At 38.5% G+C, this 24,922-nt stretch carries 23 protein-coding genes and 2 other annotated features; all 23 genes read right to left on the bottom strand.

What is annotated here, in order from left to right:
* Positions 1–223 precede the first annotated feature (223 nt).
* Complete coding sequence (gene rpoB / locus KI343_RS07445; RefSeq protein WP_212925805.1) at positions 224–3,769, bottom strand: DNA-directed RNA polymerase subunit beta; 3,546 nt, start codon at positions 3,767–3,769, stop codon at positions 224–226.
* 406 nt (positions 3,770–4,175) lie between these two features.
* Positions 4,176–4,781: a class I SAM-dependent methyltransferase gene (locus tag KI343_RS07440; protein ID WP_212925928.1), complete on the bottom strand. Its 606-nt coding sequence runs from the start codon at positions 4,779–4,781 to the stop codon at positions 4,176–4,178.
* Positions 4,782–5,187: 406 nt separating this feature from the next.
* A complete protein-coding gene (gene rplL, locus KI343_RS07435; RefSeq protein ID WP_212925804.1) occupies positions 5,188–5,550 on the bottom strand; it encodes a 50S ribosomal protein L7/L12 in 363 nt (120 codons plus the stop codon).
* A gap of 54 nt (positions 5,551–5,604) precedes the next feature.
* Positions 5,605–6,102, bottom strand: coding sequence for a 50S ribosomal protein L10 (gene rplJ, locus KI343_RS07430; RefSeq protein WP_212925803.1), 498 nt, complete (start codon positions 6,100–6,102; stop codon positions 5,605–5,607).
* A gap of 50 nt (positions 6,103–6,152) precedes the next feature.
* Positions 6,153–6,294, bottom strand: a sequence feature (ribosomal protein L10 leader region).
* A gap of 50 nt (positions 6,295–6,344) precedes the next feature.
* Positions 6,345–7,037, bottom strand: coding sequence for a 50S ribosomal protein L1 (gene rplA / locus KI343_RS07425; RefSeq protein ID WP_212925802.1), 693 nt, complete (start codon positions 7,035–7,037; stop codon positions 6,345–6,347).
* A 176-nt stretch (positions 7,038–7,213) separates the two neighbouring features.
* Entirely contained in the window at positions 7,214–7,639 is a 426-nt protein-coding gene (rplK, locus tag KI343_RS07420; RefSeq protein ID WP_212925801.1) for a 50S ribosomal protein L11, read from the bottom strand.
* 279 nt (positions 7,640–7,918) lie between these two features.
* Positions 7,919–8,455, bottom strand: coding sequence for a transcription termination/antitermination protein NusG (gene nusG / locus KI343_RS07415; RefSeq protein WP_212925800.1), 537 nt, complete (start codon positions 8,453–8,455; stop codon positions 7,919–7,921).
* A gap of 136 nt (positions 8,456–8,591) precedes the next feature.
* Positions 8,592–8,765, bottom strand: a complete 174-nt coding sequence (secE, locus tag KI343_RS07410) for a preprotein translocase subunit SecE (protein ID WP_212925799.1) — start codon at positions 8,763–8,765, stop codon at positions 8,592–8,594.
* A 47-nt stretch (positions 8,766–8,812) separates the two neighbouring features.
* A complete protein-coding gene (gene rpmG / locus KI343_RS07405) occupies positions 8,813–8,962 on the bottom strand; it encodes a 50S ribosomal protein L33 (protein WP_212925798.1) in 150 nt (49 codons plus the stop codon).
* Between the two features lie 172 nt (positions 8,963–9,134).
* A complete protein-coding gene (sigH, locus tag KI343_RS07400) occupies positions 9,135–9,785 on the bottom strand; it encodes an RNA polymerase sporulation sigma factor SigH (RefSeq protein WP_212925797.1) in 651 nt (216 codons plus the stop codon).
* Positions 9,786–10,198: 413 nt separating this feature from the next.
* Entirely contained in the window at positions 10,199–10,705 is a 507-nt protein-coding gene (locus tag KI343_RS07395; RefSeq protein ID WP_212925796.1) for an NYN domain-containing protein, read from the bottom strand.
* A complete protein-coding gene (gene rlmB / locus KI343_RS07390; RefSeq protein ID WP_244856845.1) occupies positions 10,706–11,434 on the bottom strand; it encodes a 23S rRNA (guanosine(2251)-2'-O)-methyltransferase RlmB in 729 nt (242 codons plus the stop codon).
* Positions 11,435–11,477: 43 nt separating this feature from the next.
* Entirely contained in the window at positions 11,478–11,879 is a 402-nt protein-coding gene (locus KI343_RS07385; protein ID WP_212925795.1) for a Mini-ribonuclease 3, read from the bottom strand.
* A complete protein-coding gene (gene cysS, locus KI343_RS07380) occupies positions 11,879–13,285 on the bottom strand; it encodes a cysteine--tRNA ligase (RefSeq protein WP_212925794.1) in 1,407 nt (468 codons plus the stop codon). Before cysS ends, KI343_RS07385 begins: the two co-directional genes overlap by 1 nt.
* Positions 13,236–13,934: a serine O-acetyltransferase gene (gene cysE / locus KI343_RS07375; RefSeq protein WP_212925926.1), complete on the bottom strand. Its 699-nt coding sequence runs from the start codon at positions 13,932–13,934 to the stop codon at positions 13,236–13,238. The genes cysS and cysE overlap by 50 nt, the downstream gene beginning before the upstream one ends.
* Positions 13,935–14,076: 142 nt before the next feature.
* Positions 14,077–14,292, bottom strand: a binding site (T-box leader).
* A gap of 142 nt (positions 14,293–14,434) precedes the next feature.
* Positions 14,435–15,904 (bottom strand): glutamate--tRNA ligase, encoded by a 1,470-nt coding sequence (gene gltX / locus KI343_RS07370; protein ID WP_212925793.1) that lies wholly within the window; start codon positions 15,902–15,904, stop codon positions 14,435–14,437.
* A 173-nt stretch (positions 15,905–16,077) separates the two neighbouring features.
* On the bottom strand, positions 16,078–17,175 hold the full coding sequence (locus KI343_RS07365) for a PIN/TRAM domain-containing protein (protein WP_212925792.1): 1,098 nt from the start codon (positions 17,173–17,175) through the stop codon (positions 16,078–16,080).
* A 96-nt stretch (positions 17,176–17,271) separates the two neighbouring features.
* Positions 17,272–18,645: a DNA repair protein RadA gene (gene radA, locus KI343_RS07360; RefSeq protein WP_212925791.1), complete on the bottom strand. Its 1,374-nt coding sequence runs from the start codon at positions 18,643–18,645 to the stop codon at positions 17,272–17,274.
* A 272-nt stretch (positions 18,646–18,917) separates the two neighbouring features.
* Entirely contained in the window at positions 18,918–21,347 is a 2,430-nt protein-coding gene (clpC, locus tag KI343_RS07355; protein ID WP_212925790.1) for an ATP-dependent protease ATP-binding subunit ClpC, read from the bottom strand.
* A 12-nt stretch (positions 21,348–21,359) separates the two neighbouring features.
* Entirely contained in the window at positions 21,360–22,424 is a 1,065-nt protein-coding gene (mcsB, locus tag KI343_RS07350; RefSeq protein WP_212925789.1) for a protein-arginine kinase McsB, read from the bottom strand.
* Positions 22,421–22,981: a protein-arginine kinase activator protein McsA gene (gene mcsA / locus KI343_RS07345; protein WP_212925788.1), complete on the bottom strand. Its 561-nt coding sequence runs from the start codon at positions 22,979–22,981 to the stop codon at positions 22,421–22,423. The genes mcsB and mcsA overlap by 4 nt, the downstream gene beginning before the upstream one ends.
* A 29-nt stretch (positions 22,982–23,010) precedes the next feature.
* Complete coding sequence (locus tag KI343_RS07340; RefSeq protein WP_212925787.1) at positions 23,011–23,478, bottom strand: CtsR family transcriptional regulator; 468 nt, start codon at positions 23,476–23,478, stop codon at positions 23,011–23,013.
* Between the two features lie 176 nt (positions 23,479–23,654).
* Positions 23,655–24,341: an MgtC/SapB family protein gene (locus KI343_RS07335; protein WP_244856809.1), complete on the bottom strand. Its 687-nt coding sequence runs from the start codon at positions 24,339–24,341 to the stop codon at positions 23,655–23,657.
* Positions 24,342–24,922 lie beyond the last annotated feature (581 nt).

Raw genomic sequence — 24,922 nt, 5'->3', positions numbered from 1 at the left:
CACTCAAAAGGGGTTTTCTTCCGTTCCGAATGAATTTTATCACAGTGTGCATGACCGTCCTTACCCTCACCTAATTCTTAAGGGCAAGAGACGGGCACTTCCTTTCCTGATTAACTCTACTAAGATCCAGCGGGGAAATGTATCCCCTAAATCAAGTATTGTTGTATAGAAAGCGCAGAATGGCTCAAGGGTGACCCTCAACCATTGCTGCACTAAATTTTATTTATTGATTTAGTGGTTCTTCCACTTCAATGTTAAGCTTTGTTGATGTTTGACCTTCTTCATCCTCTAGCTCACGCATGTCAATCTCATCTTCTGTACTAGAGAGCATCTTCACATCCATACCAAGACTTTGAAGCTCTTTGATGAGTACTTTAAACGATTCAGGTACACCTGGTTCTGGTGCATTATCTCCTTTTACGATAGCTTCATATGTTTTCACACGCCCAACTGTATCATCTGATTTAACAGTTAGGATTTCTTGAAGTGTGTATGCAGCACCGTAAGCCTCTAATGCCCAAACTTCCATCTCACCAAAACGCTGTCCGCCGAACTGAGCTTTACCGCCAAGTGGTTGTTGCGTTACAAGAGAGTATGGTCCGGTTGAACGAGCGTGCAGCTTATCATCAACCATGTGTGCAAGTTTAATCATATACATAACACCTACAGATATACGGTTGTCAAAAGCTTCCCCTGTGCGTCCATCATAAAGAATCGTTTTCGCATCTCTTGGCATACCAGCTTCTTCAAGGGTTTCCCAAACATCTTCCTCTGTTGCTCCATCAAATACTGGACTGGCCACATGTAATCCAAGCTGTCTAGCAGCCATTCCTAAATGCAACTCAAATACCTGTCCGATATTCATACGTGAAGGTACCCCTAGCGGGTTCAACATGATATCGATTGGTGTCCCGTCTGGTAAGAATGGCATATCTTCTTCTGGTAAAATCTTAGAGATAACCCCTTTGTTACCGTGACGACCTGCCATCTTATCTCCTTCGTGAATTTTACGTTTTTGAACGATATATACACGAACAAGCTGATTTACACCCGGTGGTAACTCATCGCCATCTTCGCGATTAAAGATTTTTACATCTAATACGATGCCGCCGCCACCATGTGGAACGCGTAGAGATGTATCTCTGACTTCACGAGCTTTTTCACCAAAAATAGCGTGTAATAAGCGCTCTTCTGCTGAAAGCTCCGTCATTCCTTTAGGTGTTACTTTCCCTACAAGAATATCACTGTCAGTTACTTCTGCACCGATACGAATAATTCCATGCTCATCAAGGTTTTTAAGTGCATCTTCCCCGACGTTAGGGATATCTCTTGTGATTTCTTCCGGTCCGAGTTTTGTATCACGAGATTCGGATTCAAATTCTTCAATATGAATGGAAGTATATACATCATCTTTCACAAGACGTTCACTCATGATGATTGCATCCTCGTAGTTATAACCTTCCCAAGTCATAAAGCCGACAAGAACATTTTGGCCTAATGCTAATTCGCCATCTTCCATCGAAGGACCATCAGCAAGAACCTCTCCTTTTGTTACACGGTCTCCCTCTGCAACAATTGGACGTTGATTATAGCAAGTACCTTGGTTGGAACGTTTATACTTCTGTAATCCGTAACGATCTATATCGCCTTCTACTTCTTTGCCATCTACATTGGAAATGCGGCGGACAATAACGGTTTTCGCTTCTACACGTTCCACAATTCCATCGTGTCGGCAAATCACAGCAGCACCAGAGTCTTTACCATTTACATATTCCATACCAGTACCCACAATTGGTGCCTTTGGATTCATTAAAGGAACCGCTTGGCGTTGCATGTTCGCTCCCATTAATGCACGGTTGGAGTCATCGTTTTCCAGGAATGGAATACACGCAGTCGCAGCTGATACAACCTGTTTTGGAGATACGTCCATATAGTCGATTTTATCTCGAGAAACGATGATATTATCTTCACGGAAACGAGCTGTTACTTCTTCATTCACAAAATAGTTATCATCATCTAATGGCGAGTTGGCCTGTGCAACGACATAATGATCTTGTTCATCCGCTGTAAGATAATCTATTTTGTTGGTTACTTTTCCTGTTTCAGGGTCAACACGACGATATGGTGACTCAATAAACCCAAATTTGTTTACTCGTGCATAACTGGATAAGGAGTTAATCAAACCAATGTTTGGACCCTCTGGTGTTTCAATCGGACACATACGACCATAGTGAGAGTAGTGAACATCTCGCACTTCAAATCCAGCACGTTCACGCGTTAAACCACCAGGTCCAAGCGCTGATAGACGACGCTTATGCGTTAATTCGCCTAATGGGTTTGTTTGGTCCATAAACTGTGATAACTGAGAGCTGCCAAAGAATTCTTTGATAGATGCAATTACTGGACGAATATTTATCAATTGTTGTGGGGTGACGCTAGAAGTATCCTGAATAGACATTCTCTCACGAACCACACGTTCCATACGAGATAACCCGATACGGAATTGATTTTGTAATAATTCACCAACAGAACGCAGACGACGGTTCCCTAGGTGATCGATGTCATCTGTATCTCCTACTTGATGCAGCAAGTTAAAGAAATAACTGATAGAAGCTAAAATATCAGCTGGTGTGATATTTTTAATTTCTTTTGTTACTTCCCCGTTCCCAATAACAGTTAGTTCACGCTCTCCATTCGGATCTGTCGGATCAAGAATTTTCACAGATTGTATGGTTATATCCTCTTCCAACACTCCGTCATGCGGCGTAATTGTTGTATCTCCGAAACGGTTTTCTTTACGCTCAAGATAAGGCAAAATCTTATCTAATAATTTTCTTTCTAAACGATCGCCTTTGTTCGCAATAACTTCTCCAGTCTCTGGATCTACAACTGGCTCTGCTAACACTTGATTGAATAAACGATTCTTAATATGAAGCTTTTTATTCATTTTGTAGCGGCCTACATGGGCTAAGTCATAACGTTTTGGATCAAAGAAACGAGATACTAATAGACTCTTCGCATTATCTACTGTTGGCGGTTCACCAGGACGCAAGCGTTCATAGATTTCTAAAAGAGCTTTTTCAGCATTCTCTGTATTATCTTTTTCTAACGTGTTTCGTAAATACTCGTTCTCGCCTAACACATCAACAATTTCTTGATCTGTTCCAAATCCTAACGCTCTTAATAAAACGGTGATCGGTAATTTACGAGTACGATCAATACGAACATAAGCAACATCTTTTGCATCCGTTTCAAACTCCAGCCATGCCCCGCGGTTAGGAATAACCGTTGTCGCGATGCCACGTTTACCATTTTTATCAATTTTTTCGTTATAATAAACACTTGGTGAACGTACAAGCTGTGATACAATAACACGCTCTGCTCCATTGATAATAAAAGTTCCCGTTTCTGTCATTAATGGGAAGTCACCCATAAATACTTCTTGTTCCTTTACTTCTCCGGTTTCATTATTAATTAAACGAACCTTCACGCGAAGGGGAGCATTGTATGTCACGTCTCTCTCTTTTGCTTCGTCTACAGGATATTTCGGATCACCCAAACTGTAATCCACAAACTCGAGTGATAGATTTCCTGTAAAGTCTTCAATTGGAGAAATGTCCTGGAACATTTCTCTCAAACCTTCTTCTAAAAACCATTTATAAGAAGCGGTTTGAATTTCGATTAGGTTAGGTAATTCTAACACTTCATTAATACGTGCATAGCTCCTGCGTTGGCGGTGCCGTCCATACTGAACTAGTTGACCTGTCAACTGCTTCACCCCTTAAATCATCCATTTTAGTAGTACTTTCTACAAAATGTAACTCATATTTAAAAGAACGTCTGAGTTAATCATCTGTTCTTTAAAAAACAAAACTATAAATTAGTTATCCTATCATTCACTCTGTTCATCACTACCTTGTTGTAAGGCTCCTTTTTGAAACATAGGATCAAATCAGCTTCTAAAAACCAAAGCTATTACAAGGACATTGTGATTTTAGATTGTGCAGATGAAGGAATTTTGATAAACTATAGAAAAGCAAATTGTCGAATCGTGATTTTTCCCGATTCTATAAGCCTTTCCCACTTAAAAAGATTTTATACATTTGAACTAGAAAAAATCCAGGGCAAACGTACCCTAATCTTAGCATCTTCCAATCTTAGCATAGCCCCACTTATTAGTCAAATTTTTTTGCTCGAAGTATAAAGTATCCCTTGTTCTTTTGAACAACTTCCACATTGCCAAAAATTTCTTCCATCTTATCTTTTGCGGAAGGTGCTCCTTGCTTTTTCTGAATAACCACCCATAATTCTCCTTGTTCCGCCAAATAATCATAGGCTTCTTCAAATATAGCATGCACTACTTTTTTACCCGCACGTATCGGTGGATTTGTCACAATAGATGCAAAAGATTTTTCATTCAATTGTTCGTATAAATCACTTTGAAAAATCGTTGTATTAGAGATTTTATTGATTACCGCATTTTCTTTAGCTAATTCAACCGCACGTTTATTCACGTCAATCATAAAAATCTGTCTATCTGAAAAACTGGAGGCTAATGATAGTCCAATCGGTCCATATCCACATCCCACATCTAATATCGGCCCTTTTACCTCAGGCTCGCGGAAAGCTTCAATGAGCACTCTTGAACCAAAGTCTACTTCACTTTTTGAGAACACACCAATATCACTCTTAAATTGAAATGTCTTCCCTCTCAAGTCAAAAGACCAGCTTTTGGGTGAAGATTTCGCTTGAGGTTGTTTTGAATAGTAATGCTCTGTCATATGGATTAGCACCCACTTTGTTTTAATTAAGAAAATACCTGGGTGGGTTGTGATTACACTTTTCGTAATATGAGCAATGGCAGGAGCCACTACCATTTCCAACCCAAATACTTTTTTGTTAAAAAAAAGATCACCTATTCAACTAAAAATCATTCTCGTATATAAACTTGAACTTTTTCTAGTGACAATGGTGACCTTTATAAAATGAAACTTCATGCAACAGGTACTTTCCCTCGCTGCATACAAGTTGAGTTAATTAGTATATTCAGCGACCGTTTTTCCCTTTCTCCATGTATACATTTTTCGATGTTCGATAAGGAAAATCACAGGCGCTCATGCTGTAGTGAATTCCTGATAAAAGAGCCCGTCTAAACACGACGAGCTCCTTTTTCATATATTCGTTAAATTATTTAACTTCTACAGAAGCACCAGCTTCTTCAAGTTTACCTTTAACTTCTTCAGCTTCTTCTTTAGATACAGCTTCTTTAATTGCTTTAGGAGCGTTATCTACTAAGTCTTTAGCGTCTTTTAAGCCAAGACCAGTGATTTCGCGAACTGCTTTAACAACTTTGATCTTAGATGCACCAGCATCGTTAAGAACAACGTCAAATTCAGTTTTTTCTTCTTCAGCAGCGCCGCCAGCAGCACCTGCAGCAGCAACTGGAGCAGCAGCAGTTACGCCAAATTCTTCTTCGATCGCTTTTACTAAATCATTTAATTCAAGTACAGACATTTCTTTAATTGCACTAATCATTTCTTCGTTTGTCATGATTAAATTCCTCCTAATATATAAGTTTGTTTTTTTATGAATAATCCGGTTGTATTACGCACCTTGTTCTTCTTTTTGCTCAGCAACAGCTTTTGTAACATAAGCAAAGTTGCGAATTGGAGCTTGAAGTACGCTAAGCAGCATAGATACCATACCTTCGTAGTTTGGTAGATCTGCAAGCTCTTTAATTTGTTCAAGAGAAGCAACTTTACCTTCGATAACTCCGCCTTTAATTTCTAAAGCTTCGTGATCTTTACTGAAGTTGTTCAAAATTCTCGCAGGAGCTACAACATCTTCACTAAATGCAATTGCGCTAGGCCCAGCTAATACTTCACTAAGCTCATTTAGTTCTACAGATTCTACAGCGCGGCGAACCATTGTATTTTTGTATACTTTGAATTCAACCCCTGCTTCGCGAAGCTCTTTACGTAATGAAGTAACCTCAGATACGTTAAGACCACGATAGTCAACGATTACTGCAGTTTGGCTCTTACGAAACTTATCTGCAATTTCCTCTACTAATTGTTTCTTTTGTTCAATGATTCCTGACATCTTTCCACCTCCTAAAGTAACAGTCGCTATTATTACACCGTTCGAACGTGCTTTCTATTAAAAAAGCTCTCATGTAGACATGAGAGCTTACTTTAGATTGGCAAAACGGTTTGCCTTTCTATAAATAAACACCTCGGCAGGATGATTAAGCACATCGGCCCCTGCTGTCTACGGTATAACATTCGATTTTATTGAAACCGAAAATTAGTATATCGAACGTTGGCTTAAAAGTCAACTACTAATTAACGGAAGTTTGAAACGTCAACTTTGATTCCTGGTCCCATTGTAGATGCAATGGAAGCATTTTTAAGGTAAACACCTTTAGCAGACTGAGGTTTAACTTTTACAAGTTGCTCAGTAAGTGCAGCAAAGTTTTCTACTAATTTTTCTTCGTCGAAAGAAATTTTTCCGATTGGAACATGGATATTAGAAGATTTATCTACACGATATTCAACTTTACCAGCTTTAATGTCTTGAACAGCTTTTTCTACTTCGAAAGTTACTGTTCCAGTTTTAGGGTTCGGCATTAAACCTTTGGGTCCTAAAACACGACCTAATTTACCTACTTCAGCCATCATATCTGGAGTCGCAACAATTACATCAAACTCGAACCAACCTTGGTTAATTTTGTTAATGTAATCTCCTTCTCCAACATAATCAGCACCAGCAGCTTCTGCTTCTTTTGCTTTCTCACCTTTAGCAAATACTAAAACGCGTTGAGTTTTACCAGTACCATGCGGTAAAACCATTGCTCCGCGGATTTGTTGATCTGCTTTTTTAGGGTCTACACCAAGACGAAAAGCAGCTTCTACTGTTTCATCAAAGTTTGCTTTCGCAGTCTTTTTAGCAAGCTCTACAGCTTCTTTAATTTCATATGCTTTTGTACGATCAATCAGCTTTAAAGCTTCTTGATGTTTTTTACCATATTTAGCCATATTATTAATATCCTCCTCTTTTGTGGTTATAACGGTTGTACCTCCCACGGGACAAGAGCAAGAAACTCTTGTCTAGCACGTGAATCATTTATCCATCCGACACTCTCACGAATAAGGCTGCGGGTAAAAAAACCGCAACCTCTAAACTTCAGGGAGCCTGTCTTCAAAAAATCGAATTAGTCTTCGATTGTGATTCCCATGCTGCGCGCAGTACCTTCAACCATGCGCATTGCCGCATCAACATCAGCCGCATTTAAATCTGGCATTTTTGTTTCTGCGATTTCTTTAACTTTGTCGCGTTTTACAGTAGCGACCTTTGTTTTGTTTGGTTCACCTGAACCAGACTCAATTCCAGCTGCTTTTTTCAATAGCACTGCTGCCGGTGGAGTCTTTGTAACAAATGTAAATGAGCGATCCTCGAATACTGTGATTTCTACAGGAATGATTAGACCTGCTTGATCTTGTGTTCGAGCGTTAAATTCTTTACAGAATCCCATAATGTTAACACCTGCTTGACCAAGCGCTGGCCCAACTGGTGGTGCCGGATTCGCTTTTCCCGCAGGAATTTGCAATTTTACTAATTTGATTACTTTTTTAGCCACGAGACACACCTCCTTAAAGTCCGTGATGTGGTAATAGGGTCTCTAATTTTATTTACCCTCCCACTCATATCTGGTTCCATTTTTATTAGGAACTAGAATAACAAAAGAATCTTAGCATGAATTGAGAAAAAAAGCAAGCCTCGATTCTTAAAACACACCGTTTGACAGAGCATCCATGTTCTTACTGTAATCCTCTCTTGCAGCAGTGACACGCGCTCCGAGAAACGCAATATATTTGCGTCAATTTAATTTTTCTTTCCAGCTTCTAATCAAAAAAACTTAGGAAAGTTTATCCACTTGAGAAAAGTCTAGCTCAACTGGTGTTTCTCTTCCAAACATATTCACATGCACTTTTATTTTTTGTTTATCGGTATCAATTTGTTCAATCGTACCGGTAAAGTCTGTGAATGGACCGTCCGTAACACGAACACTTTCTTTGAGTTCAAAATCAATTTGAACGGCAGGTTCATTAACACCCATTCTTTTTAAAATCGTTTCTACTTCATCCGGCAATATTGGTGTCGGCTTCGCACCGTGTCCGCTAGATCCAACAAAGCCTGTAACGCCAGGAGTATTACGAACTACATACCATGAATCATCTGTCATAATCATCTCTGTTAAGACATAACCCGGGAAGGATTTTTTCTTCACGATTTTTTTCTTGCCATTCTTAATTTCTGCTTCCTCGTCTTCCGGAACAATAACACGGAAAATTTTATCTTCCATACCCATGGACTCTACTCTTTTTTCAAGATTCATCTTTACTTTATTCTCATAGCCAGAATAAGTATGAACCACAAACCAATTCTTTTCCATTGTTGTCGGACATTAAAATGCCCTGTCCCCTCCTTTATAAATGTCTCGTCGCTTTTTTATGCAATTTAAAAAACCCGCATAGATCGGGTTTTGTTGACTGTTTTCTTCTGTTCATTATATCTACATTATAAAGGAATTATTCAAAAAATGCATCTAAAAGTTGAGATACACCTAAATCAATCACGAAAAAGAAGACCGCCATAAAGACTACTGTAGAAATTACCACTAAAGTGTAGTTTCTTAATTCCTTTCCCTTTGGCCAACTTACTTTTTTCATTTCTCTTGAAACATTCTTTAAGAACTTAAACATCTACTGGTACCCCCCGAACTTACGCGAATCTATCCATCAATCTATATCTACTTCGTCTCGCGATGCAACGTATGTGTTTTGCAATGTTTACAGAACTTTTTCACTTCTAACCTTTGCGATTGATTGGCTGCGTTTTTGTTCGTTGAATAGTTCCTGCTAGAACATACTGCACACGATAAGACTACCTTTTTACTCATATACTCCACCCCAATACATCGGGATATAGACCTTACTAACATAGCATTTCACTATCACAATGTCAATGTTATCTCTCCTTTTCCAGCAAAAGCAGCAGCGTGTTTAATAGAAACAAACGCTATTATCCAATTGTTTATTTGCTGATTTTCCAACAAATTGGCCCCTTACCCTTTACGTAGTAACTTTATCTGTCTCAAGCAGAGATTCGAGTTTTCGTTTCACTCTCACTAAAGCGTTGTCAATCGACTTCACATGCCGATTTAATTGCACAGCAATTTCTTGATAGGTACAACCATCCAGATATAATTGGAGTACTTGTCTCTCTAATCCGCTCAATAATTCTGACAACTTAAACTCCATTGCGCCGTACGCTTCTTGATTAATTAGCATTTCCTCTGGATCACTGTTTTCCGAGCTGCTAATTATATCAAGCAGCGTGCGATCAGATTCTTCCTCATAAATTGGTTTGTCAAGTGAAACATAAGAATTCAAGGGCACATGCTTTTGCCTAGTCGCCGTTTTTATGGCTGTGATGATTTGTCTTGTTACACACAGTTCCGCAAACGATTTAAAAGAAGACGGTTGTTCCATGTTAAAATCACGAACTGCCTTGTATAAGCCAATCATTCCCTCTTGAATAATATCTTCTCTATCAGCACCAACCAAAAAATAGGTTCTTGCTTTTGACCGCACAAAATTTATATACCGTTGTATAAGGAGGTCTAATGCATAGCTATCACCTTGGCGGATTAACTCTAGCAAATTAATATCTTCTAGCTTGTCCAGCTTCTTGCTGCGTGTATTGATTTGCCCAATACTCACTGACAATCCCCTCCTAAACGGTATCTCCAAACGCTCTACGATAGGCACTATTATACTAGACGAGCCGAAATATCGTCAACGACCCTTTTATGACATAAGCAGTCGCAATTTGTCGTTTTCTTATAAACAAGAGAGACTTTATCCCTATCTAGCACGTAGCACAAAATGTGCAAATTGCCCATATCCACTAGGAACACAACATGCTAGGACCATGATTATTTATTCTCCAAAAATATTTTTTTGTCATCATCATGCAAGGAGTTCTCACCTTTGAGGCAGGACAGCATTCGTCGAACTTTATCTAATATAGCACTAAAATGACAATGGAAGCAGCAACGCTTTGACAGGAATTACTTTTCACCATGACCTTTATGAAAAGCGCTTCCTGTTTTTGTCCTATACATTAGATTCTTCTATTTTCCCCGTCGCATTTCTTCAAACTTTTTCAATAGATCTTGGTTTATTGGAATTTTAGCAACTGGTTTTTCTTTTTTATGAACTTCAAGGTTTATTCGAATTTCCTGATTCATATCGTCCATTTCAATCTGTAGCTCTCTAGCTGATTTGCGCAGAGCACCTTGTCCAAAAATGGTTCGCTGTTCTGCATAATCGGATGTTGCAACATAGACTTGTGTCTCGACATTCTTCACTTTCTTTACGAGTTTCTCAATACATTCATCGGCGGTTTCTTTTTCTTTCGTGTAAATAACTTCCACTTTAAATTGTTCCTCTTTCGACTCCATTCCCCGCACATAGTAGGCATCAAAAACAATAATAACACGTTCACCGGTAAATGCTTGGTACTCTGCAAGGAGTTCGATAAGGCGATCTCTTGCTTGGCCAATATCTTTTTCTTTTAGCTGTACAAGCTCTGGCCATGAGCCAATGATATTATAGCCATCTACTATTAAAACCACCATTTAAGAACACCCAAACGGCCGGCGCTTTCGAAATACTTCATAGAGAAGCAAGCTGCATGCGACAGAAGCATTTAACGAGGATACTTGTCCAACCATCGGCAAACTGACAGTCCAATCGCATTTTTTGCGGACGAGACGGCTCATCCCTTTGCCTTCATTTCCGATTACAAGGCCAATCGGCAAAGTCCCGTCAAGCTGCCTGTAATCTTCATTCGCATTCGCTTCCGTTCCAACGATCCATACATTTCTTTCCTTCAGCTCATCGAGTGTATTAGCCATATTGGTCACTCTTGCTACTGGAATATGTTCTAACGCTCCTGCTGCTGTTTTTGCAACTGTGGCTGTTAAACCGACCGAGCGTCGCTTAGGAATAATTACTCCATGCGCACCCGTTGCATCAGCAGTCCGTAATATGGAACCTAAATTATGCGGATCTTCTAATTCATCCAATAAAATAAAGAACGGTGCTTCTTCCCTTTCCTCTGCCCGTTTGAAAAGATCATCTATGGAAGCATAGGGATAAGAAGCCACATAAGCAATAACCCCTTGATGATTCCCTTCTTGTATTTTATCTAATTTCGATCTTGGTACTTTTTGAACAACTGCTCCCGATTCTCGTGCAAGTTGCTGTATATTCCGAAAAGCTGTTCCCTGTAATTGTTCTGACACCAATACTTTATTTACAGAACGACCTGATTTTAATGCTTCCATTACTGGGTTTTTACCCATAATCCATTCCTTTTCCTGTGTCACTTTAAGCACTCCCTTCTTTTTAATCTCCAACATGTAAAAAATCAATTGCGTTCGTCATTAACTCTTGCAGTCTTTGCTGATTTTTTAATAAATAATGATAACCAATTAACGCCTCAAATGCTGTACTGTAGCGATATGTTTGCACACTGATGTTTTTTGGAGTGCTGCCAGACTTCGCATTTCTTCCACGAATCACTACCGAACGCTCTTCTTCTGTTAAAAATGTTTCCTGTCCCAGCCAGTGGAGAACAACTTTTGCCTGAGACTTACCGGATACATATTGAATGGCTGCTTGATGTAATTGGTTAGGTTTAATGGTTCCCCGCTCTAATAATAGCTCTCGCACATAAACTTCGTAAATAGCGTCGCCAATATATGCTAGAGCGAGGCTTTTCATCTGCCTGACATCACTTGATTTCATTATTTACCTCTTTTCCATCTTACACCTTGAGGGGTATCCTCCAAGATTATCTGTTCCTTCTTTAATTGATCTCGTATCTCATCTGCACGGGCAAAGTCACGTCTTTTACGGGCTTCCTCCCGCTCAACGATTAACGCTTCAATAGCTTCATCTAACAACGCTTCCTGTTCTTCTTCTATATCAATTCCTAACACTTGAAGCATTGATACCATCGTCTCTCGAAATGCATCAATTACCTCTGTAGATGTTTGCTCCTCTTGAACGTAGACATTGGCTTCTTTCGATAAATCAAAAAGAATGGAAATAGCGTTTGCGGTGTTAAAATCATCATCCATCTCTGCTTCAAAACGTTTTTTCATGTCCTCGATACGGTCTAACCACACTTTATTATCTTCTCTTAAGTCCATACTTGCTTTACGACGATAACCTAAGTTGTGATAAGCTGTTTCAATTCGTTCTAAACTGGTTCGGGCGCTTTGTAATAGTTCTTCTGAAAAATTAATTGGGTTGCGATAATGGACAGAAAGCATAAAGAAACGCAATACCTTTGGGTCATGCTTTTCAATTAAATCGCGGGCAAGCACAAAATTGCCAAGTGATTTCGACATTTTTTCATTATCAATATTAATATAGCCATTGTGCATCCAATAATTTGCAAATGTTTGATCATTATGCGCTTCAGATTGGGCAATTTCATTTTCATGATGCGGAAAAGTTAAATCCTGTCCTCCAGCATGAATATCAATCGTATCTCCTAAATATTTCTTAGCCATTGCTGAACATTCAATGTGCCAGCCCGGTCGTCCCTTGCCCCAAGGAGAATCCCATGCAATTTCGCCTTCTTTCGCTTTTTTCCATAAAGCAAAGTCTAGCGGATCATTCTTTTTCTCACCAACTTGAATACGTGCACCAGAACGTAATTCATCCACAGACTGGTGAGAAAGCTTTCCGTACTCGCCAAAAGAGCGCGGTTTGAAATAAACATCTCCTTCTGCTTCATAGGCATATCCTTTGTCCATAAGTTCTTTGATAAAAGTGATAATATCTTCCATTGAATCCATTACTCGCGGATTCTTGGTTGCTTTTTTAACACCTAACGCTTGCACATCTTCTAAATAGGCTTCAATAAAGCGATCAGCAAGGGTACTTACTTCCTCCCCAGCTTCTCTAGCAGCTTTAATAATTTTATCGTCTACATCTGTGAAATTCAGAACATAGCGGACATCGTATCCACGGTATTCAAAATATCGACGCACTGTATCAAACACAATTGCAGGACGCGCATTTCCAATATGGATATAGTTATATACCGTAGGGCCGCATACATACATGGATACTTTTCCAGGCTCTATCGGTTTAAACTCTTCCTTCTGTCTCGTTAGCGTATTGTATATTTGAATCGCCATGATGGTTTATTCTTCCTTTCTTTAAAAGCTCTATTTCTGCTTTTAGCTCCTTAATTTGTTCTTGTAAATCACTGCATTTCTCCGCTATTGGATCCGGAATATTTTGATGATCCAAATCCTTATTAAGACGTTTTCCATCTTGGACTACTACTTGACCAGGAACACCGACAACAGTAGAATTTGCAGGGACATCTTTTAATACAACTGATCCCCCTCCTACTTTGGAATTCTCCCCAATCGTAATGGCACCAAGTACTTTTGCACCTGTTGAGATCATCGCATTGTCTTCAATGGTAGGATGTCGTTTACCTTGTTCTTTTCCCGTCCCCCCAAGGGTTACTCCTTGAAAAATGGTGACATTATTTCCTATTTCGCAGGTCTCCCCAATAACTACACCCATCCCATGATCAATAAACAGTCTTCTCCCTATTTTGGCTCCAGGATGTATTTCAATACCGGTTAGAAAACGCGATAATTGCGAGGTAAAACGCGCCAAAAATTTAAGTCGCTTATTATACAGCCAATGCGCTATACGGTGAGCCCATATTGCATGGACGCCAGAATAAGTCAGCATCACTTCAAAGTAGGTCCGAGCAGCTGGATCCTGTTCAAAGACAACATCCATATCTTCTTTCATTTTACGAAAGATCATTACATACATCCCCCTTTTGCCTAAATTATGGTGGTGATTTTTTAACATTCTTTTGGATAGAATGATAAATTACAGCCCTATTTATCTTTCCCATCTTCCATTTACGGTAAATAAAAAAGCGTCTCTGTGTTATCGAAAACACAGAGACGCTTTTTGCGCGGTCCCACTCTGCTTAGAGAAAAGAATCCTCTCTCCACTTTGCTCTGTTAACGGCAGAGAACCGCTATCATATACTCTAACTTCCATGATAGACTCTGAGGCGCACTTCAAAAAGAAATCTTAAAGTCACTCGCAGCAACTGTGACTCTCTCTGGGTAAGAACTTCTTTTTTACTTTACCTCATCAACGCTTTATGGATATTTCGTTTTATTCCTGCAATGCTTCATTCAGATTCGGTGTAAAAGTGGACTTGTTGAGCATATACTCAATGAATCAAGTTTTAGCAACCGTTTATCTTATAAGCCTAATATATTATATAACCAATCAAATGTGAACTCCTAAGCTCCCATTTCTTTTAATAATTTATCCAAGCGCTTCACGACAACATCTTTTCCTAATAATTCAATTGCAAAAGGAAGCTCTGGGCCATGCATTTGCCCCGTTGTTGCAATACGAATCGGCATAAAGAGCTTTTTACCACGGTGCCCTGTTTCTTTTTGTGTTGCTTTAAATTGTGCCTTAATAGAATCCTTGTCAAATGATTCTAAGTGAATTAACTTATCTGTGAATACTTGCAACACTTCCGGAACTTGTTCTTCATTTAGAACTTCCCATTCTGCTTCCCCATAAGAAATATCCTGTTGGAAAAACAGCTCTGTCAATTCAACAATTTCTGCTCCATAGCGTAATTGTTCACGATACAGGCTAATCACATTTTCTGCCCATTCACGAGTTTTCTCATCCATATTTTCAGGAAGTTTTCCCGCTTCAATTAAATGTGGCAACGCAAGATCAATGACATGGCTTAGATCTGCTTTTTTAATATATTCATTGTTCATCCATTTCAATTTATGCTGGTCAAAGATGGCAGCAGATGTAGATAAACGTTCTGGGTCGAACATTTGAATCAACTCATCCTGCGTAAATATTTCTTCCTCACCGACCGGAGACCATCCAAGCAGGCTGATGAAATTAAACATCGCTTCCGGTAAATAGCCTAAGTTACGATATTGCTCAATAAATTGTAAGATATGCTCATCACGTTTACTTAGCTTTTTACGCTCTTCATTCAAAATTAATGTCATATGTCCATAACGAGGCGGAGTCCAACCAAATGCATCATAAACCATCATTTGCTTTGGTGTATTTGAAATATGCTCTTCCCCGCGCAGCACATCTGTAATCTCCATAAAATGGTCATCTATTGCTACAGCAAAATTATAAGTAGGGATACCATTTTTCTTTACAATCACCCAGTCACCAAAATCACTGGATTCAAAAGTAATTTCGCCACGTACAATGTCTTGGAAACTATATGTTTTATTTTTAGGAACACGAATACGAATACTTGGCTTCCTGCCTTCTGCTTCAAAGGCTTGTATTTCTTCTTCGGTCAAGTTACTATGTTTACCTGCGTATTTAGGGACTTGTCCATTTGCACGCTGCTCTTCACGCTCTGTTTCCAGCTCTTCCTCTGTCATATAGCATTTATAAGCTAAATCACGTGCAAGAAGCTCATCTACGTATTTTTGATAAATATCTAAACGCTCTGTTTGACGATATGGACCGTACTCTCCGCCAATATCTGCGCCTTCATCCCATTCTAAGCCGAGCCATTTTAAATATTTTAATTGGCTCTCTTCGCCACCTTCTACATTCCTTTTATCATCTGTATCTTCTGTACGAATGATAAATTTCCCATCAAAATGTTTTGCATATAAATAATTAAATAAAGCTGTACGAGCGTTACCAATGTGTAAATGCCCTGTTGGACTTGGCGCATAACGTACGCGAACTTCCTTACTCATTTAAAATGCCTCCCTCACTGATTTTCTCAAGTTTGTATAATTTACCTGCTTTTTGCTAAAAGAGATTGTTTAAAGGTGGAACTTTCCCATCATTATTACAAACAAGTTCTATGCGAAAAGTGATAACATGTACATGTTATCACTTTTTTTATCCTTTATCAGTTATACCCTTTTTACAAAGCTTTTTCAAGTAATTTTGGTTTTGCAAAAATCATCCGGCCTGCAGAGGTTTGTAACACACTTGTAATAACAACCTCAATATTTTTACCGATATAATCTCTGCCTTCTTCCACAACGATCATTGTTCCGTCGTCTAAATATGCAACGCCTTGATTATGTTCTTTCCCATCTTTAATTACTTGGACATGTAATTCTTCACCTGGCAGAACTACCGGCTTCACCGCATTGGCAAGATCATTAATGTTTAAAACAGGCACTCCTTGGAAGTCACAAACTTTATTCAAATTAAAATCATTGGTAACGACAATGCCGTCTATGACTTTTGCCAGTTTAATCAGCTTGCTATCTACCTCATGAATATCTTCAAAATCCCCTTCATAAATCTCTACTTTTACAGAAAGCTCTTTCTGAATTCTGTTAAGAATATCTAACCCGCGCCTACCGCGATTTCGTTTCAATGCATCGGAGGAATCGGCAATATGCTGTAATTCACCGAGAACAAATTGAGGGATGACAATTGTTCCTTCTAAGAAGTTTGTTTGACAAATGTCCGCGATCCGCCCATCGATAATGACGCTTGTATCTAAAATTTTAGGGCTTGGGTATGGAACATTCGAATCTATATCTTCTTCATCGCTGCTCCGACGCTTGTCCTTTTTGGTTGATTTAAGTAAATTCATAAATTCCTCCCGTCGGCGAAAACCAACTTGGAATCCTAAATAACCAAGGATAATCATGATGAAAAGCGGCAAGATTTGTGAGAACACACGAATACTAATATCTTGTAGTGGCATATTAACAAAGTAAGCTATAACTAGACCGACAATTAAACCGATACTTCCAAAGAATAAATCCACAGCTGGTAACTTTATCAGTGCATCTTCCACCCAACGAAAGAAATCTACAATATAGTTTACTAGTAAGTAAGACAAGATAAAAAATATAATGGCTCCAACAATCATTCCCAATATAGATGAACTTAACCAACTTGATTCAGCAACATTTAATAACTGAACGATTCCTGGAAGATAAAGATACCCCATGGTACCACCTAATATAATAAAGAACAAGTGCACAACTTTCTTTATCAATTTCTTTCACCTCCTAACTATTATTAGTAGTATTACCAAATGATATGTTATATATGCTTTCTTAACTGGATTTAACATAAAAATACAAGCGATAAACTACTGATTCAACCCAATTTCTAAAGCTTCTTGTACATTGGAAACACCAATCACTTCGATACCAGCTGGATAATTCCAGCCGTCTAAATTATTTTTTGGACAAATCACTCGTTTAAACCCTAGCTTTGCAGATTCTTGTACGCGCTGCTCAATTCGAGATACACGGCGAATTTCCCCTGTTAAACCAACTTCCCCTATAAAAATGTCATCCGGCTTGGTCGGCTGGTCTCGAAAGCTCGATGCAATACTTACCGCAAGTGCTAAATCAATGGCCGGCTCATCTAGTTTCACACCGCCAGCTACTTTGATATAAGCATCTTGATTTTGCAGCATAAGCCCCACGCGTTTTTCCAATACAGCCATCAAGAGCGGAACACGATTATGGTCTACTCCTGTGGCAGTTCTACGTGGATTACCAAAACTCGTAGGCGAAATTAACGCTTGTATCTCTACTAAAACTGTTCGCGTACCTTCCATTGAAGCAACGACCGTAGATCCTGCTGCCCCCTGGGACCTCTCTTCCAAGAAGATTTCTGAAGGGTTCATCACTTCGCGCAATCCCTCTTCCTTCATCTCAAAAATGCCCATTTCATTCGTACTTCCAAAACGGTTCTTTACACCTCTTAAGATACGATACGTATGATGCCGCTCTCCCTCAAAATACAAAACAGCATCCACCATATGTTCTAGTAAACGAGGGCCGGCAATAGATCCTTCTTTCGTTACATGTCCAACAATGAAAATAGGGATGCCTTTTGTCTTTGCAATCTTCATTAGTTCCATCGTACATTCTCTAACCTGCGAAACGCTGCCGGGTGCGCTTGTTACTTCTTCTTTAAAAATGGTTTGAATGGAATCCACGACTACAAAGGAAGGATTGATTTCTTCTATTTGCCTGCTAATATCCATTAAATTTGTTTCTGATAATACATATAGTTCATCTGTTTTAATATCTAACCGGTCAGCACGTAGTTTCGTTTGTCTGATCGATTCCTCACCAGAAACATAAAGAACCGGAAGGGCTTTCTCAGCTAATTGTGCAGAGATTTGCAATAAGAGGGTTGATTTTCCAATACCCGGATCACCGCCAATTAAAACCAATGACCCCAATACAACGCCTCCTCCTAACACACGATTAAATTCTTTCATTCTCGTTGTGATGCGCGGCTCTTTCTTCGATTCAATGGAGGTGATTTTTTCTGGTTTTTGCGAGGTGGTTGCCCCAGACATATATCCAGCCCTGCCTTTAACAGCTGCAGCTTCAATTTCTTCTACCATTGTGTTCCATTGATGACAAGCTGGACATTTCCCCATCCATTTCGCTGATTCATATCCACACTCTTGACAGACAAATTTTGTTTTTCGTTTTGCCAAAATGAATTACCTCCTTCGAGCGATGCGCAAGCTAGTTGTTTCCCAGCCTTAGAACCACCCTTACTTATTATTATAGACCATTTCTCGGTTTCATAGGTTACAGGAAAGCATCAAATTAAAAAACAATCTTCCATATTTATGCCACAAGTTACTATTTTTGAGAAAATCTTTTTTCAAATGTAAACATTACACCTATATTAAAAAAGGAAAAAGCTAGAAGAGTGCGTTCTTCTAGCTTTAAATGTTTTATCCCGCTATATAGGCGGTACTTTTTAAGTCAGAACAATAAATTCGCCTTTGCTATTTAAACCTATTTTCACTTTTTGTTCTTTTTGGATGTTTCCTTTTAAAAGCTCTTCCGATAATAAGTTTTCGATGTTATTTTGAATGGAACGTCTTAACGGACGAGCACCGTATTCTGGATCGAAGCCTTCATTTGCAATTTTATCAATTGCTTTATCAGTTAAAGAAAGTGATAAATCTTGCTGCTCTAAACGTTTTTGCAACTGTTTAATCATTAAAGTGGCAATATCTTTCATGTGTTTCTTCTCGAGTGAGTGGAACACAATTGTCTCATCAATACGGTTTAAGAATTCTGGTCGGAATGCTTTTTTCAATTCATCCATCACTTTTGATTTCATATCTTGATGCTGTTTTTGTTCATCATCTAAGGTAAAACCGACAAATTTATTACGTTTCAATTCACTTGCTCCCACATTGGAGGTCATGATGATAACCGTATTACGAAAATCAACCACTCTTCCTTTTGAATCTGTTAGTCGACCATCTTCAAGTACTTGTAAAAGGATATTGAAGACTTCTGGATGTGCTTTTTCTACCTCATCCAGCAGTACAACAGAATATGGTTTACGACGTACTTTCTCTGTTAATTGACCACCTTCTTCATAACCTACATAGCCTGGAGGAGATCCAACTAAACGAGACGTCGCATGTCTTTCCATATACTCAGACATATCAATACGAATCATTGCATCTTCATCGGCAAACATTACCTCTGCAAGCGCACGAGCCAGCTCCGTTTTACCAATTCCAGTCGGTCCAAGGAAAATAAAGGAGCCAATTGGACGTTTTGGATCTTTTAATCCTGCACGCGCACGACGGATGGCTTTTGCCACTGCATTCACAGCTTCAGACTGGCCAATGACGCGATCATGCAGAATTTCTTCCATGTTCAATAGGCGGTCACTTTCGTCCTTCGTTAGCTTAGAGACAGGAACCCCAGTCCAAATAGATACCACCGCAGCAATATCTTCCATCGTTACTTCGGAATCTGTCTGCCCTTGTTTTTCTTTCCATTCATCTTTGGTTTTTTCCAGTTTTTCACGATAACGCTGCTCAGAATCTCTCAAGGATGCAGCTTTTTCAAATTCTTGACTTTGAACAGCAGCATCTTTTTCTTTTCTTACTTCTTCTAATTTTTGTTCCAATTCCTTTAAATTTGGTGGAACAGTATATGAATTTAGGCGTACTTTCGAGCCAGCCTCATCAATTAAATCAATCGCCTTATCTGGCAGGAAACGATCAGTAATGTATCGATCAGATAAAGTTGCTGCCGCTTCAATAGCTTCATCTGTAATCGTTACTCGATGATGTGCTTCATAACGATCTCTTAAACCTTTTAAGATTTGAATCGTCTCATCCAGTGTTGGCTCATCAACTTGGATTGGCTGAAAACGGCGCTCTAAAGCAGCATCCTTTTCTATATATTTACGGTATTCATCTAAAGTTGTTGCACCAATACATTGTAATTCCCCACGTGCAAGAGAAGGCTTCAGGATATTGGATGCATCAATGGCACCTTCCGCACCGCCAGCGCCAATAAGGGTATGAAGTTCGTCAATGAATAAAATAACATTTCCAGATTGACGAATCTCTTCCATTACTTTTTTCAAACGGTCCTCAAACTCACCACGATATTTGGTACCAGCAACAACTGTACCCATATCTAATGTCATGACACGTTTATCTCGTAATGTTTCCGGTACTTCATTGTCGATAATTTGCTGTGCTAATCCTTCAGCAACAGCTGTTTTCCCGACACCAGGTTCGCCAATCAGTACAGGATTATTTTTTGTACGGCGACTTAATACTTGAATCACCCGTTCAATTTCTTTAGACCGTCCAATGACGGGATCTATTTTTCCTTCTTTTGCACTTACTGTCAAATCACGGGCTAAAGAATCTAAAGTAGGTGTACTTGCGTTTGTTTGCTGTCCTGAGCGTCCTTGCCGGCCAGTTTGAGACTCATTACTCCCTAATAATTGAAGTACTTGTTGTCTAGCTTTATTTAAGCTCACACCGAGGTTATTTAAAACACGGGCAGCCACCCCTTCTCCTTCACGAATCAAACCAAGAAGAATATGTTCTGTTCCCACGTAGGAGTGACCTAGTTTTCTTGCTTCATCTTGAGATAATTCAACCACTTTCTTCGCTCTAGGTGTGTAATGAATCGATTGAGAAGGCTGTTTACCCACGCCAATCAGTTTTTCAACCTCTTCTTGAATTTTAGATACTTCTAACCCAAGGGACTGAAGTGCTTTTGCAGCAATACCTTCCCCCTCACGTACCAGGCCAAGAAGAATATGTTCTGTTCCAATATTATTATGGCCTAATCGTACAGCCTCATCCTGAGATAACGCTAGTACCTTTTGTGCTCTCTCTGTAAAGCGACCAAACATCATATGTTTTTCCTCCTACTTTTTCAAATTTAATCTTTCACGAATAATGGAAGCTCTTCGAATATCACGTTCATCAGAGCGTAATGCTTTATTAGCATAATGTTGTAGGAATCCTGGCTGTGTTAAAACCATCAGCTCATTCAGTATATTCTCAGAAATGTTTTCTATTATGCCCAAGTCAATACCTAAACGCAAATTAGAAATACAAATAGATGCTTCCTTTGAGTCAATAATTCTACTATTTTTTAATGTTCCGTATGAGCGGAAGACACGGTCTTCTAAACCAATCTCTGATTGTTCGTAAATATACTTGCGAGCCATACGCTCATGTTCTACTAACTGGTGAACAATGCTTTCTAAGTCTTCCACAATATCCTCTTCAGACTTACCTAATGTAATCTGGTTAGAAATTTGAAATATATTGCCCCTCGCTTCACTGCCTTCCCCATATATTCCTCTTACAACAAGTCCTAACTGATTAATTGCAGGAATTAATCGATTAATTTGCTTTGTCAGTACGAGGGCAGGTAAATGCATCATAATGGAGGCGCGCATTCCAGTTCCAATATTGGTAGGACAACTCGTTAGATAGCCCTTTGTTTCATTGAATGCATAGTCGGCCTTCTCCTCTAGCCAATCATCTAAGTAGTATGCTTCTTCTAACGCTTTGTCTAGTTGAAGCCCTGGATAATACACTTGAATGCGCAAATGATCCTCTTCATTTACCATAATTGAAGTCTGCTCATTTTCCGATAGTAACACCGCTGCATAATCACTATGTTTGATTAAATGCGGGCTTATTAAATGCTTTTCCACTAATACAAGCTTTTCAATCATATTTAGATTTTTCATTGGTAAAAAAGCAAGAGGTTGTTGGCCCGAATTATCTTGATCGATATAAGAATGCTTTACAAATTGTAGCACCTCTTGCAAAGCTTCTTTATTCCCAGATGTAGGATACAGCTTATTCGCAAAATTGCGGGCCAGACGAACGCGACTGCTCATCACAATATCTTTATCAGGGCCATCCTCCAACATCCACGGGCTAATCGCTTCGTTAATAAATGATTCTAATGTCACGTGTTACCACCCGCTTCTTTATTATGATTATTCGCTTTTTCCAGTTCTCTAATTTTATCACGCAGTACAGCTGCTTTTTCAAATTCTTCTTCTTCAATAAGTTTCTTTAATTTCTCTTTATGCGAAGAAATTAGCTGCTTTTGTTGGATATACTTTCCAGCACGTTTTGGTATTTTGCCTGTATGCTTTGTATTCCCTGCATGAACGCGTCGTAAAATAGGTTCTACCTTAGAACCAAAGGAAGCATAACAGTCTGCGCATCCAAACTTACCAGCTTTTTTAAATTCCGTAAATGTCCTGCCGCAAGAAGAACACCTTACCTCTTGAGGATGCTTCGGCTGATTGGCCTTCGCTGTTCCTGTTGATCCTAAGTTCAATCCTTCCGTTTGAAATAGACCGGATAAGAGGTCATTTAATGAAAAACCTTCTTCTGGATAAGTTATATATCCTTTTTTCTTCGCACACATTTCACAAAGACTAATTTTTGCTTCTTGACCATTTATTATATGTTTAAAATGTAAGGTAGCCTTTCTTTTATGGCATTCCTGGCACTCCATACGATTCCTCCCCTTTAGGTAATAGGTAATTAATCGTTCAAATACTTAAGTGTTGTTAATGCAGATTTGAGTATACGTGCCCGCAACTCATCTCGAAGTGGTAATTGAAAAGCTAATGTTGTTCTATCAATACTTGCTAACATTAACTTCGCTTCACGCGGGGTAATCAGCTCCTCCTCTAAAAGTCGATCTAAAATATCCACTGCAGCACGTTGGGAAATCGAATCACCAATCAAATAATTGATTTCATCGATTAGCTCCGATTGATTCTGATGGCGAATGCGCATAATGCGAATATAGCCGCCGCCCCCACGTTTGCTTTCTACTATATACCCTTTTTCCACTGTAAAACGCGTATTAATAACATAATTTATTTGAGAAGGTACACATTGAAACTGATCTGCAATTTCACTTCTTTTAATTTCTATAGCTTGTTGTTCCTCTGCCTGTAATACTTTTTTCAAATATTGTTCAATGATATCTGAAATGTTGCTCATCCTTTGCACCTCAAATCAAATAATTATTCGATAAGTTCTTTTGACTTTGACTAACTTTGACTATGACTTTATTATAATATAAAATCTTCAAGTTGCAAATGGATGGTATTTCTATTTTTGACAAACCAACAAGAAATCAAAACATAATTATAGAAACTCTATGAAAATATTTAAATTTACGTTCGTTTGGACAGGTTTATAACTCCTGGAAGTTTAGATATTTCAATACATAGATAGACTAAATCATTCTTCTTTTTCTTATTTGTCCATATAAGAATTGTGCGCTGGTTACCTTCTAACAGCTTTATTTCAATTTGTTTGATATTAAATTGATTCTTTTCAACGGCTTTTACAGCTTCATGTACCTCAAATTCCTCTGTTGCAGTAATTTCAATAAAATTACTAAATTTAAAACGCGGAAAGAAATTCTCAATTTGATTTAAGAAAATCAAACTAATAAGAATAATGAACGTTGTCACCATAGCAATACTATACATACCGGCCCCGACAACCAATCCAATGCCAGCTACAGTCCATATAGAAGCAGCGGTTGTTAATCCTTTAATGGTTCCTCCGTAAACAATAATGGTGCCTGCACCGAGAAAACCAATACCACTGATTACATAGGAAGGAATACGAGCAGGATCAAATCGGATATTATCATACGCATCCATAAAAGCAGTAAAGCCAAACATAGATAAAATCATCATTAAGCAAGAGCCTACTCCAACTAGTATATGCGTACGGAACCCGGCAGAATGATTGTTGATTTCTCGTTCAAAACCAATTAGGCCAGATAATATCAACGCTATAAATAAACGTGATACAATGACAAAAAAATCATCACCGAGGAATTGCTCCAATTTTACTTGCTCCTTTCTTAAAATTTTTTCCACCCTAAACTATTCATAATATATATAGTATTAAATTATCTCTAAAATAGACTTTTTTCAACTATATCGTCGTTTTGTTTGTTACATAAAGAGATCACGCTTACATAAATAAAGAGACGAAGCTATAAAAGATGAATAAAATTGATTTACTACTTAATAATTTTTATTCAACTGACAACATCGGTATTTCGTAACAGCACCTTATATAGCATAACTATCTTCTATACAAAGCTCTATAAAGTCCGATTTTTCGACTTATATTTAAGGCTTTCACCAAAATATTTAGTAGATACAACGAATAAAATTACACTTTTAGCAAAGATAAGAAAAAAGTAATTTCCATCCAACAAATTCCGACTATATAACTAGATAGAGGATTCTTTAATATTAACCATAGAGTTTGTTCCAAAATTATATAAAAAAAGAGGCTGGGACATAACTAGCCAAAAATAAAAAAGATGGATTTCACATTGAGTTTTGAAGTGAAATCCATCTTTTTTGAAATCATTTATAAGTAGATACATAAAAAAGCGGCTAGAGGCAGTGTATCT

The sequence above is a fragment of the Oceanobacillus sp. J11TS1 genome, from assembly GCF_018333215.1.
Taxonomy (GTDB): Bacteria; Bacillota; Bacilli; order Bacillales; family Amphibacillaceae; genus Oceanobacillus.
Note: the sequence above shows the minus strand (reverse complement) of the source record. Positions and strands in the feature narration are given on the sequence as shown.

Bases quoted from the DNA above. Each gene is read 5' to 3' on its own strand.
- secE (WP_212925799.1), bottom strand. From the start codon at position 8,765: ATGTTTAAGTTCTTAAAGAATGTTTCAAGAGAAATGAAAAAAGTAAGT.
- rlmB (WP_244856845.1), bottom strand. From the start codon at position 11,434: ATGGGTAAAAACCCAGTAATGGAAGCATTAAAATCAGGTCGTTCTGTA.
- clpC (WP_212925790.1), bottom strand. From the start codon at position 21,347: ATGATGTTTGGTCGCTTTACAGAGAGAGCACAAAAGGTACTAGCGTTA.
- rplJ (WP_212925803.1), bottom strand. From the start codon at position 6,102: ATGTCAGGAATCATTGAACAAAAGAAACAATTAGTAGAGGAAATTGCA.
- KI343_RS07340 (WP_212925787.1), bottom strand. From the start codon at position 23,478: ATGAGCAACATTTCAGATATCATTGAACAATATTTGAAAAAAGTATTA.
- gltX (WP_212925793.1), bottom strand. From the start codon at position 15,904: ATGAGTAAGGAAGTTCGCGTACGTTATGCGCCAAGTCCAACAGGGCAT.
- mcsA (WP_212925788.1), bottom strand. From the start codon at position 22,981: ATGGAGTGCCAGGAATGCCATAAAAGAAAGGCTACCTTACATTTTAAA.
- rpmG (WP_212925798.1), bottom strand. From the start codon at position 8,962: ATGAGTAAAAAGGTAGTCTTATCGTGTGCAGTATGTTCTAGCAGGAAC.
- KI343_RS07385 (WP_212925795.1), bottom strand. From the start codon at position 11,879: ATGAAATCAAGTGATGTCAGGCAGATGAAAAGCCTCGCTCTAGCATAT.
- rplA (WP_212925802.1), bottom strand. From the start codon at position 7,037: ATGGCTAAATATGGTAAAAAACATCAAGAAGCTTTAAAGCTGATTGAT.
- KI343_RS07440 (WP_212925928.1), bottom strand. From the start codon at position 4,781: ATGACAGAGCATTACTATTCAAAACAACCTCAAGCGAAATCTTCACCC.
- cysS (WP_212925794.1), bottom strand. From the start codon at position 13,285: ATGGCGATTCAAATATACAATACGCTAACGAGACAGAAGGAAGAGTTT.
- KI343_RS07395 (WP_212925796.1), bottom strand. From the start codon at position 10,705: ATGGTGGTTTTAATAGTAGATGGCTATAATATCATTGGCTCATGGCCA.
- rplL (WP_212925804.1), bottom strand. From the start codon at position 5,550: ATGACAAACGAAGAAATGATTAGTGCAATTAAAGAAATGTCTGTACTT.
- nusG (WP_212925800.1), bottom strand. From the start codon at position 8,455: ATGGAAAAGAATTGGTTTGTGGTTCATACTTATTCTGGCTATGAGAAT.